8 protein-coding genes are annotated in these 10,406 nt (G+C 70.6%); 6 read left to right on the plus strand and 2 right to left on the minus strand.

Annotated elements, in window-relative coordinates; translation table 11 throughout:
• Window positions 1–33: 33 nt before the first annotated feature.
• Window positions 34–1,164, minus strand: coding sequence for a DNA polymerase III subunit beta (dnaN, locus tag Cph01nite_RS16050; protein ID WP_203675693.1), 1,131 nt, complete (start codon window positions 1,162–1,164; stop codon window positions 34–36).
• An 811-nt stretch (window positions 1,165–1,975) separates the two neighbouring features.
• Complete coding sequence (gene dnaA / locus Cph01nite_RS16055; RefSeq protein ID WP_203675694.1) at window positions 1,976–3,535, minus strand: chromosomal replication initiator protein DnaA; 1,560 nt, start codon at window positions 3,533–3,535, stop codon at window positions 1,976–1,978.
• A gap of 528 nt (window positions 3,536–4,063) precedes the next feature.
• Here dnaA and rpmH point away from each other — a divergent pair.
• The 6 genes from rpmH (at window position 4,064) to Cph01nite_RS16085 (ending at window position 7,344) form a co-directional block, all read left to right on the plus strand.
• Entirely contained in the window at window positions 4,064–4,201 is a 138-nt protein-coding gene (gene rpmH, locus Cph01nite_RS16060; protein WP_191783193.1) for a 50S ribosomal protein L34, read from the plus strand.
• An 11-nt stretch (window positions 4,202–4,212) separates the two neighbouring features.
• On the plus strand, window positions 4,213–4,584 hold the full coding sequence (gene rnpA / locus Cph01nite_RS16065) for a ribonuclease P protein component (protein WP_203675695.1): 372 nt from the start codon (window positions 4,213–4,215) through the stop codon (window positions 4,582–4,584).
• Window positions 4,581–4,877: a membrane protein insertion efficiency factor YidD gene (yidD, locus tag Cph01nite_RS16070; protein WP_203675696.1), complete on the plus strand. Its 297-nt coding sequence runs from the start codon at window positions 4,581–4,583 to the stop codon at window positions 4,875–4,877. Before rnpA ends, yidD begins: the two co-directional genes overlap by 4 nt.
• A 22-nt stretch (window positions 4,878–4,899) precedes the next feature.
• Window positions 4,900–6,036, plus strand: a complete 1,137-nt coding sequence (yidC, locus tag Cph01nite_RS16075) for a membrane protein insertase YidC (RefSeq protein ID WP_203675697.1) — start codon at window positions 4,900–4,902, stop codon at window positions 6,034–6,036.
• A gap of 63 nt (window positions 6,037–6,099) precedes the next feature.
• Entirely contained in the window at window positions 6,100–6,612 is a 513-nt protein-coding gene (locus Cph01nite_RS16080) for a Jag family protein (protein WP_203675704.1), read from the plus strand.
• Window positions 6,613–6,870: 258 nt separating this feature from the next.
• Window positions 6,871–7,344, plus strand: a complete 474-nt coding sequence (locus Cph01nite_RS16085; protein ID WP_203675698.1) for a GNAT family N-acetyltransferase — start codon at window positions 6,871–6,873, stop codon at window positions 7,342–7,344.
• Window positions 7,345–10,406: the final 3,062 nt, after the last annotated feature.

The following is a 10,406-nucleotide window of genomic DNA, read 5'->3' on the forward strand; positions in this document are numbered from 1 at the left end:
ACCTGCGGCTCACCTGCGCGTCGCGCGCGGGTCTCAGCTCGCGAAGCGGATCGGCACCAGCAGGTAGCGGTAGTCCTTGCGGTCGTCGCCCTCGAGGGACTCCTGACCGGTGAACTCGACGGGCTTGTTCGGGTGCGTGAACGACATCCGCACGAACGTCGTGTCGAGCGCTCCCAGGCCGTCGGCGAGGAAGTGCGGGTTGAACGCCACGGAGATGTCGTCACCCGACAGCACGGCCTCGAGCGCCTCGGACGCCTGGGCGTCGTCACCCTGGCCGGCGTCGAGCACGACCTGGCCGTCGGTGAAGGTCAACCGGATCGGCGTGTTGCGCTCGGCCACGAGCGCGACGCGCTTGGCCGCCTCGGCGAGGGCCTGGCGGTTGACGATCGCGTGGATCGGCGTCTCGTCCGGGAACAGCCGGCGCACGGGCGGGTAGTCGCCGTCGACGAGCAGGCTGGTGCTCTGCCGCCCCGCGGCCTCGAAGCCGATGAGGTCCACCCCACCACCGGTGGACAGCGCGACGGACACCGAGCCCGAGCCACCGAGCGACTTGGCCGCGTCGGACAGCGTGCGGGCGCGCACCAGCGCGACCGCCTCGACCCCGGGGTTCGCGGGCTTCCAGGTCATCTCGCGCAGCGCCAGGCGGTAGCGGTCGGTCGCCAGGAGCGTGACGCGCTCACCCTCGATCTCGACGCGCACGCCGGTCAGCAGCGGGAGCGTGTCGTCCCGGCTCGCGGCGACCGACACCTGGGCGACGGCGTGGGTCAGCTCGTCGCCGTCGACCGTGCCCGTGAGCTCGGGCATGACGGGCAGGTTCGGGTAGTCCTCCACCGGCATCGTCAGCAGCGTGAAGCGGCTCGCACCGCACGTGACCTGCACCTTGGTGCCGTCGAGCACGACGTCGACCGGCTTGGCCGGCAGCGACCGGGAGATCTCGGCGAGCAGGCGGCCCGAGACCAGCACGGTCCCGGGCTCGCTCACGTCCGCCGGGAGCTGCGCACGCGCCGAGACCTCGTAGTCGAAGCTCGACAGCTGGACGGTGCCCGTGGTGTCCGCCTCGATGCGGACACCGGCCAGGACCGGCACCGGCGGGCGCGTCGGCAGGCTGCGTGCGGTCCACGTGACGGCATCGGCGAGCACGTCACGATCGACGCGGAACCTCATGCTTCACCTTCTCGTCGTCCGGCCCGAGGAGCGGGTGCTCCTCGGTGCGGGCGGGTGCGAGCACGTCGGGGCACGTCAGCGGGCGCTGGCGGGGCTGGTCCGAACACTACGCGACAGGTCCGACGCTCGGTACACCGTCGGGGCACCGTGCGGGTGCGGGCACCTGCCGTTCGCCGGGGCGTCGGCCGCCGGTCGCCCAACGTCGGTGTGTGGATCCCTCTGAGATAGATGGGTCGTCATCGTCATCGGGGTTGTTGATGATGTGGACAAGCGGTCCTGGTGCTGGTCAGCAGGCGTGTCGGCCTGTGCGGTCGGTGGGGACGCCACGCCGTGCGACCGGTGGACGTCGGTGGACGGCCCGAGCGCCGTCCTCCACCGTCCACCGGCCAGGGGTGCTGCGTCCACATGGCGATGGCGTGTCGTCCACCGTCGTCCACAGGTGTGTGCACAGGTGTGAACATTCGTCCCATGCATGTCTCACCCGGTCCCTCACAGGGTCGTCAAGTGGTTCGTCCGGTTTGGTAGTGAGAGTCCTCTCATCGAATCGGCCCCGGGGGAGAGCCCGACGAGGGTCGCCACGTGGTGGCGGGGGATGCGAGCGGCGTGCGTCGTTGCAGGTCAGCGCCATGCGGAGGGAGCTCTGTGCACAGTGTGGCGTGTCCGATTGGCCCGATTGGGTGAAGCCGTTCACAAGTGTCCCCAGGCAGTGGGCAAACCTGTGGATAAGTCGGGGGCGCGGTGGATCGAGACGGTCGATCCGTCGCAAGCGGTGCAGATCGCCGACGCGCCCGGGGGTGGGGGAGCGCCCCCGTCAGCCGCGGTGCTGCTGCTTGATCCGGTTGGTGAGCTCGGTGACCTGGTTGTAGATCGAGCGCCGCTCGGCCATCAGCTCGCGGATCTTGCGGTTCGCGTGCATGACCGTCGTGTGGTCCCGGCCACCGAACGCCTGCCCGATCTTCGGCAGCGAGAGATCGGTGAGCTCGCGGCACAGGTACATGGCGATCTGGCGGGCGGTGACGAGCACGCGCGAGCGGCTCGACCCGCACAGGTCCTCGATCGACAGGCCGAAGTACGCGGCGGTCTGGCCGATGACCGTGGTCGCGGTGATCTCCTGCGTCTGGTCGTCGGTGATGAGGTCCTTGAGGACGATCTCGGCGAGCGACACGTCGACGAGCTGACGGTTGAGGTTCGCGAACGCCGTGACACGGATCAGCGCACCCTCGAGCTCGCGGATGTTCGTCGAGATGCGTGACGCGATGTACTCCAGGACGTCGTCCGGGGCCTGGAGCCGCTCGCTGGCGGCCTTCTTGCGCAGGATCGCGATCCGGGTCTCGAGGTCCGGCGGCTGGACGTCGGTGATGAGTCCCCACTCGAAGCGTGAGCGCATCCGGTCCTCGAACCCGTTGAGCTGCTTGGGCGGGACGTCGGAGGTGATCACCACCTGCTTGCTCGCGTTGTGCAGGGTGTTGAACGTGTGGAAGAACTCCTCCATCGTCTGTTCCTTGCCCTGCAGGAACTGGATGTCGTCGATGAGCAGGACGTCGACCTCGCGGTAGCGGCGCTGGAACGCGCCCGCCTTGCCCTCGCCGATGGAGTTGATGAAGTCGTTGGTGAACTCCTCGGAGTTCACGTACCGCACACGCACGGTCGGGTAGAGGTTCTGCGCGTAGTGCCCGATGGCGTGCAGCAGGTGGGTCTTGCCCAGCCCCGAGTCGCCGTAGATGAACAAGGGGTTGTACGCCTTGGCCGGCGCCTCGGCGACCGCGACGGCCGCCGCGTGCGCGAACCGGTTGGACGACCCGATGACGAAGGTCTCGAAGAGGTACTTGGGGTTCAGGCGTGCGGGCTCGGACAGCCCTCGCCGCGGTGCCGGCGCGTCGTGCGCGGAGCCCGCGATCGCCCGCAGGTTGGGACGGGCGTCGGCGTGCCGCTCTCCGTGCCCGTCGTCGTCGGCGGCCGGAGCCCCGTCGCCCGAGTCGTCACGGCCGAAGCCGGGGTGCGACGTGACGAGCGCGAGGTCGGGCCGCTGCTCGCCGTTGCGCTCGTAGGAGCCCGAGCCGGTGGGGGAGGGCGGTACCACGCGCAGCGCCGGCGGGACGTCGTCGGCGACGTCCGCGTCGACGGTGATGGCGAAGCGGGCCTCACGCCCGAGCGCCTCGGTGAGCGCCTGCGTCACCTCGGACCGCACCCGCGTCTCCAGGTACTCCTTGGTGAGGTCGTTGCCGACCGCGAGCAGCATGGTCCCGTCGAGCAGCCCGAGGGGGTGGGCCAGGCGGACGAACGCGAGCTGACGGGGCGTGATGTCAGGGCTCGCCTCGAGGCTCGTCACCACGTGACCCCAGAGGCGGGCCGGCTCTTCGTCCTGTGACAACGTCTACCTCGATGGTCGGTGCTGCGGGGTGGCTGAGTGTGGCACGGGCGACCGTCGTCCACACAGTTGTCCACACCTGTGCGCGCGCGTGGTAACGGGTCGTCCGATGAGCTGTCGCCGGTGCCCGGGGCGTCCGCCGCCTGCCCCGGCGGCGCTCCCACGTCCTGCTGCCCGTACGGTCCGCCCGGAGGGATCCGGTCGAGGACGCACGACGAACCCGATGCTAACGGGCAGGGTCGCCCGGCAGAAGCGCGCGTGCGGGTGAGAGGGCCGACACGCCGGGGCGAGGGCTACGCTGTGAGCGGTGATCTGGGGTATGGCCCGCGCACTCCCGCCTCGGGGGTGGCTCCATTTGACCGCGTCCGGGCATGGAGCGTAGCGTGGTCCAGCCTTTCAACGGCTCCGTCCGGCGCGCCCAGACGCCGTCGCACGCCTCACCGCGTGCGTTCCCTGGAGCTGTGGAGCCCGGCACCAGGACCTGGTCGCGCGACTGCGTGCGATCGCTACGACAAACGTGTGGAGAACGTCGTGACCAAGCGCACCTTCCAGCCGAACAACCGGCGCCGGGCCAAGACCCACGGCTTCCGTCTGCGCATGCGCACGCGTGCCGGTCGCGCCATCCTCGCGGCGCGTCGCCGCAAGGGGCGCACCGAGCTCTCGGCCTGACGCACGTCCCGGTGCTCCCCGCAGCGCACCGGATGCGCCGCTCTGCCGACTTCCAGCAGACGGTGCGCCGGGGCGCGCGCGGGGGACGCGACACCCTCGTCGTGCACCTGACGACCACGACCGACCCCGGCCCGCCGGCGGTCGGTCTCGTCGTGTCCAGGGCCGTCGGCAACGCGGTCACGCGGAACCGGGTCAAGCGACGTCTGCGCGCCCTCGTGGCGGCGAGGATGACCTCGTTGCCCGACGGCGCCCTGATGGTCGTCCGGGCCCAGCCGCCGGCGGCGTCGGCGACGTCCGCGAGCCTGGGCCGCGAGCTCGACGGCGCGGTGGCCACGGCGTCCCGTCGCCTGGAGCGCCGCACGGACGGGTCCGCGCGGCGATGACCTGGACCCGGGCGTGGCGCGCCGTGCGACGGCTGCCGACAGCGACGCTGCTCGGTCTCCTGTGGGTGTACCAGCGTGTCATCTCGCCGTGGACGCCGCCCACCTGCCGGTTCTACCCGTCGTGCTCCCAGTACGCGGTCGTCGCCGTCACCCGGCACGGGGCGCTGCGCGGGGGATGGCTCGCCGTCCGCCGGGTCGCGCGCTGCCACCCCTGGAACCCCGGCGGCGTCGACGACGTTCCACCGTCGCGCCACCAGCACCACTCTCTCGACGCGGCCACGGCCGCGCACTGACGCTCGCGAGGAGCACTGCTTCATGGACTGGATGGACGGCCTGCTGTTCCCCCTCATGGTCGTGGTCGCCTGGATCATGGTCCGGTTCCACGAGCTGTTGACGTGGGCCGGCCTCGACCCCACCAGCGGCGCGGCCTGGGGTCTGTCGATCGTCGGGCTCGTGATCGTCATGCGGATCCTGCTGATCCCGCTGTTCTTCAAGCAGATCAAGGCCTCGCGCGGCATGCAGCTCGTGCAGCCCGAGATGCAGGCGCTGCAGAAGAAGTACAAGGGCAAGAGCGACCCCGCGTCCCGTGAGGCCATGAGCCGCGAGATGATGGAGCTGTACAAGAAGCACGGCACCAACCCGTTCGCGTCGTGCCTGCCGATCCTCCTGCAGTCGCCCATCTTCTTCGCGCTGTTCCGGGTGCTGTTCGAGCTGCCGCGGCTCGCCGAGGGGACGTACGCCCGCGCTGACGCGATCGGCCCGATGACGGCGGAGCTCGCGGCTCAGGCCGAGGCGGCGACGATCTGGGGAGCCCCGCTGTCGGGCACGTTCCTGCAGGCCGGCGACAACTGGCACATCCGCATCGTCACCGTCGTCCTCATCATCGCGATGTCCGTCACGACGTTCACCACGCAGCGGCAGCTCACGATGAAGAACATGCCGCCGGCCGCGCTGCAGGGCCCCATGGCGCAGCAGCAGAAGATCCTGCTCTACATGCTCCCGCTGATCTTCGCGTTCTCCGGCGTGAACTTCCCGATCGGTGTGCTCCTGTACTGGACCACGACGAACCTCTGGTCGATGGGTCAGCAGTTCTACACGATCCGGCGGATGCCCACCCCGGGGTCGGAGGCGGAGAAGGCGTTCAAGGCCCGGCAGTCGCGCAAGGCGTCGGCGCGCGGCGAGGTCACGGAGGACGTGGCCACCACCGCCGTCATCGAGGAGAAGCCGCGCGGGCAGCGGCAGCAGCCCAAGCGCAAGGACCGCAACCGGCCCCGCCCGGTCCAGGGTCCGGCGGGCGCCACCGCGGCCGTCCCTGATGACGTGCCCGCGGACGACGTGACGCCCGAGGCGATCTCCGACGCCCCCGTGGACGAGATCCTCCCCGCGCCGGCCCCGAAGAAGAAGCGCAAGGGAACGTCCTCGGCACCCACGGACGGTCCCGCCGCACCCTGACCACCCACCGGGCGCCGTCCGATGCCGGGCGGCGCCGGTGCGACTTCGCTGAACGGAGAAGACATGGCGACAACTGAGCCAGGCACAGCTGCAGACGGCGACCTCGTGACGCGCCTCGAGGAGGAGGGCGAGATCGCGGCCGACTACCTCGAGGAGTTCCTCGACATCGCGGACCTCGACGGCGACATCGACATCGACGTCGATCACGGTCGTGCGGCCGTCGCGATCGTGGCCGAGGACGCCACGGACGACTCGCTGCGGCGACTGGTCGGCCCCGGGGGACAGGTGCTCGACGCGCTCCAGGAGCTCACGCGCCTGGCCGTGCAGACCAAGACGGGCGAGCGGAGCCGCCTGATGCTCGACATCGCCGGCTTCCGTGCCGCACGTCGTGTCGAGCTCATCGCGATCGCTCGCGATGCCATCGAGCGCGTCAAGACGTCGGGTGCACCGGAGTCGCTGGCACCGATGAACCCGTTCGAGCGCAAGGTCGTGCACGACGCCGTCGCAGAGGCGGGGCTCGTCAGCGACTCGGAGGGCGTCGAACCCGAGCGGCGCGTGGTGATCCGTACCGCGTGAGCTGACGGTCGGGCGAGAAGGGCGGATGGCAGGAGCCATCCGCCCTTTCGCTTGTTTCGGGGCGGTGGCCGAGCGACCTCGCGACGGCGGTCGCGCCAGCGTTTCACGTGGAACAGGGGAGTGCCCGGTGCGAGCACTGATGCGAGCCTCGGTACCCGTGACGGTGAAGCCGTAGCTCCCCGGCCCTCCTGCGGCGTCGGTCCCGGTTTCGATCCTCACCTGGCTCCAGAGCTGAACCTCGTCATCTCGCCTCCACGCATGAGGGAGCCACGCCTACAGATCGCACGGCACAAGGCCGGGGACCGTGACGCTGTCCGGACGATCCTGGAGGACCTGCCGCAGTGGTTCGGACGTCCCGAATCCACCGAGGCGTACATCACCGCTGCCGACAGGTTCCCGAACTACGTCGCGGTTACCCCAGCCGGTGACCAGATCGGCGTCGTGCTCATCGAGCAGCACTTTCCCGAGACGGCGGAGATCCACCTCATGGCCGTGAAGCGCGCCTGGCACCGCCAGGGCGTCGGCAGCGCCCTGCTCACGAAGGTCGAGGGCGATCTCCTGTCCCGCGGCACGCGCATGCTGACCGTGAAGACGCTCGGGGCAGCCGACCCCGACGAGGGGTACCGCCGAACCCGGCTGTTCTACGAGGCCCAGGGGTTCGTGCGGCTCGAGGAGTTCACCGACCTCTGGCCCGGTACCCCGTGTCTCTTCATGGCCAAGCACCTGCTCTGAGGCGCGAGCGAGGGCGGAGGTGGCCGGCAGTATCGGTTGCGGTAGTACGGCGGCCTCGTGACCTGCGACGAAGCGTCTGCATCGGTCGACGAGGTGTGGTTCGTCGACCGCTCCACGAGTCCGACACCACGGTGGACCGCCACCAGGGGATTAGGGAGCGAACGCTGCCACCGAGTTCCAGCGACGACTGTCGGCGCGACGTCCGAGAGCACACGGGGCCAGTGCCGGCTCGACCTGGGCGAGCGTCTCCTCGTCCCGCTACCACTCTCGTCATCTGGGCACGGACCTCCGGGTCCGTTCAGCCACAGCGATCGAGGTCGCCCCCGAGGATGGTCGGGAGTTGCGTCTGACCCTCGAGGCGGCCGATCTGCCCAAGTCCGCTCCGCGCTCTTCGGAGCGACGCCCCTGAGCCGTGAGCGGTGACGGTGGCGGTCTCTCGGCGCAAAGGGCCTCTGCAACCGGCCGGGCCGCGCAGTGGAGGCATGACAGGGCTCTGAGTGCGCGGAACGCGCGTGTTTCACGTGGAACGTCGGAGGCGCTCGAGAGACTTCGCCGGAGGCCCGTTCCTCGTGGAGGTCATCGCGCCCTCCGACGTGTAGCTCGCCAGAGCGCCACGGCTCCGAACCAGGGCTGCGACGTTCTCGCATCGTCGCGCACGTCGCGAGCTCGTGCGGGCCGGTCTCTTGTGTCGGCCTCTCCTCTCGTCGTCGGGCCTGTGCTTCGCTGTCGGTCGGCTCACTCTGAGCGTCGTAGAAGAAGGCGCTCTGGGCCGACCCTGGTGAGTGTGGCGACGTCGGCAGGAACGGCCTGCCCCGGCGGACACCACCCGGCTCCCGCTGCGACGCGGTGGCTAGTCGGCGAGGCGGGGATCCGCGAGGACACCGGACGTGGGCGAGCACCGATGGACGGCGCCCCACCGGCAGGAGCCGCGATGGTGGGGGGAGCGGGATGTCCAACGAGGATGGCGCCCCGGCCCGGTGGATGGCCGTTGTGAGGTTTCACGTGGACCGTGCTCGGATCGTCGAGTGGCAGGAGACGTTTCGGTGCGCTCAGTCATCTCGACGCTCAGATCATTCGTTGGTTGCCTCCGGCCGGATCACCGGTCATCCCTTCTCATGCACCGCTAGTGGGCGGCCAACTCTCACGCCCCGCTGGTGGGCGGCCAACGACGAGCTCGTCCTGAGAACGACGAGGTCGTCCCGAGGGGGGAGGCACCACTTCAGGGACGTTCCGGAGTGCTCTTGAGGCCGCTCAGGTCGGGTCGCTCGGAACAGTTGCCATGGCGACCGGGGCCGCCCGGCGCCGGGCGTCAGCTGTGTCGGTGATCGATGACACCAGAGCTTGGTTCCGGCTGGCGTCTCCGGGGCAGGGTGTGACTGGGCCGCTCCGCGCCGGGTGGGTGCCTCGCCATGATCCGTTGTGACCTGTCCGCGCGTGGGTGGCACGACGTGAGCGCAGCAGACCGAGAAGCTGTGCCTCGGGATCAAGCAGGGCACGACCGGGACGGCGTCAGCCGGCCGGCGGATGGGGCCCGTTCCGCCGGCCGCCCGGAGGAGTGCCCCGATGCGGCGACCGGGGGACGTCGACAGCCAGGACGGGGATCCCGCCCGTATGACGGCGACCTCGTGGTGGCGAGCAGCCGGTCGTCGGTGCTGCTCGGGCGAGGCACTCCGACACTCGACGACAGGGCTGCCACAGCAGGCTGGCGGCGTCGCGCTGGGGTGGAGGAGCGCGCGGAGCCCTTCTGGCGAGCGGGGATCCCGTCGACTCCTCAGTCGCAAGAGGCCGGGTGTCTCGCGCTTGCTTTGCTGACGTCGGGCTCGACGGAGAATGCGTCCTTGCCGACCATCGCGTGGCACCGGGTGGACCGCCCCTGGCCGTGGACTTCGGTGCGTACCTCGGCGGAGCGCGTGGCCGAGACCCGATCGTCCAGCCACCCGCCAGCAGGGGGCAACCACCGGCCACCGTGTCGGTCGGCCGCCGCTGGGGTCTCGGTCGTGGTCGTGGTCGTGGTCGTCTGCGCACATCGACACCTGTCGACGCTGTCGTCGCGGATGCGACCGCCGCCCCGCTGGCATCTGCGGCCACTCCCGCCGTGCGTGGTCGCGTGAGGACGGGCGGCGTCCGTGGTGCAAGGCATGGAACACGGAACACGGAGCAAGGAGGACGGAGCAAGGAGGACGGAGCAAGGAGGACGGAGCAAGGAGGACGGAGCACGGGGCACGCAGGGCGGGGCACGGAGCAAGGAGGACGGGCACGGAGCAAGGAGCGAGTAGCGAGGAGCAAGTGGCAGGGAGCACGGAGCAAGTGGCAGGGGGCAAGGAGCACGGAGCAAGTGGCAGGGACCAAGGGGCAAGGAGCACAGGGCTCGGGGCACGGGGCACGGGGATCGTGGGAGAGGCCGGCCCTGGCGGTCCATCGTGCCGACGACCTCGCGCCGGGGCGTTAGGGGCTGGCGTCCAGGCCCGCGTCGCGTGTCCGGCACGTCCTCGATCGACCGTCCACATGCGCCGCGGGCGGCCTGCGCCCGGGGCATGTCCGCCAAGGACGCGGCACCCGGGCTGGTCGACGCTCGTCTCGACCAGGAGTGGTCGTCTCCCCCTGGATGACCCTGCGCCACTCGTGCCCAGCACGCCGCGGTCTCGACCTCATCACACCGCTCGTCGTGGGCGAGCGGCGAGTGAGCGCGACGCCTCCCCCGCAGAGGGCTGCGGTCCGCGTCCGTGTCGTGTCAACGCAGCACGGCTCCCACGGAACCACCGTGGGCCATAGGGAGGAAGGCACGGCGCCGACCGGCGGGCGCCCGACCCGGGGGACGGTGGCTCCGGGCCACGCCGCGAGGCGGGCGCAGGTCGCCGTCCATCCTGAGCGACCGGGCGACTACCAGCCCTCGAGTGATGCCCGCCTTGCCTCACCGGTCGGTCCCGCCGTGCGGCGGGACATCCCATGCCGGAGGACACAGGGTGGTCGCGCCGATGCTCGACGTGGAACCGCTGTGCCCGCCCGAGCAGCCGACGAGCCGACCAGACGACCGGCCGACCGACCAGACGACCGGCCGACCG

Source organism: Cellulomonas phragmiteti, from assembly GCF_016862775.1.
In the GTDB taxonomy this organism is placed as follows: Bacteria; Actinomycetota; Actinomycetes; order Actinomycetales; family Cellulomonadaceae; genus Cellulomonas; species Cellulomonas phragmiteti.

What these genes read in the sequence shown, in the direction of transcription:
- dnaN (WP_203675693.1), bottom strand. Translation starts at nt 1,164, where the DNA reads ATGAGGTTCCGCGTCGATCGTGACGTGCTCGCCGATGCCGTCACGTGG.
- yidD (WP_203675696.1), top strand. Translation starts at nt 4,581, where the DNA reads ATGACCTGGACCCGGGCGTGGCGCGCCGTGCGACGGCTGCCGACAGCG.
- yidC (WP_203675697.1), top strand. Translation starts at nt 4,900, where the DNA reads ATGGACTGGATGGACGGCCTGCTGTTCCCCCTCATGGTCGTGGTCGCC.
- Cph01nite_RS16080 (WP_203675704.1), top strand. Translation starts at nt 6,100, where the DNA reads ATGGCGACAACTGAGCCAGGCACAGCTGCAGACGGCGACCTCGTGACG.
- Cph01nite_RS16085 (WP_203675698.1), top strand. Translation starts at nt 6,871, where the DNA reads ATGAGGGAGCCACGCCTACAGATCGCACGGCACAAGGCCGGGGACCGT.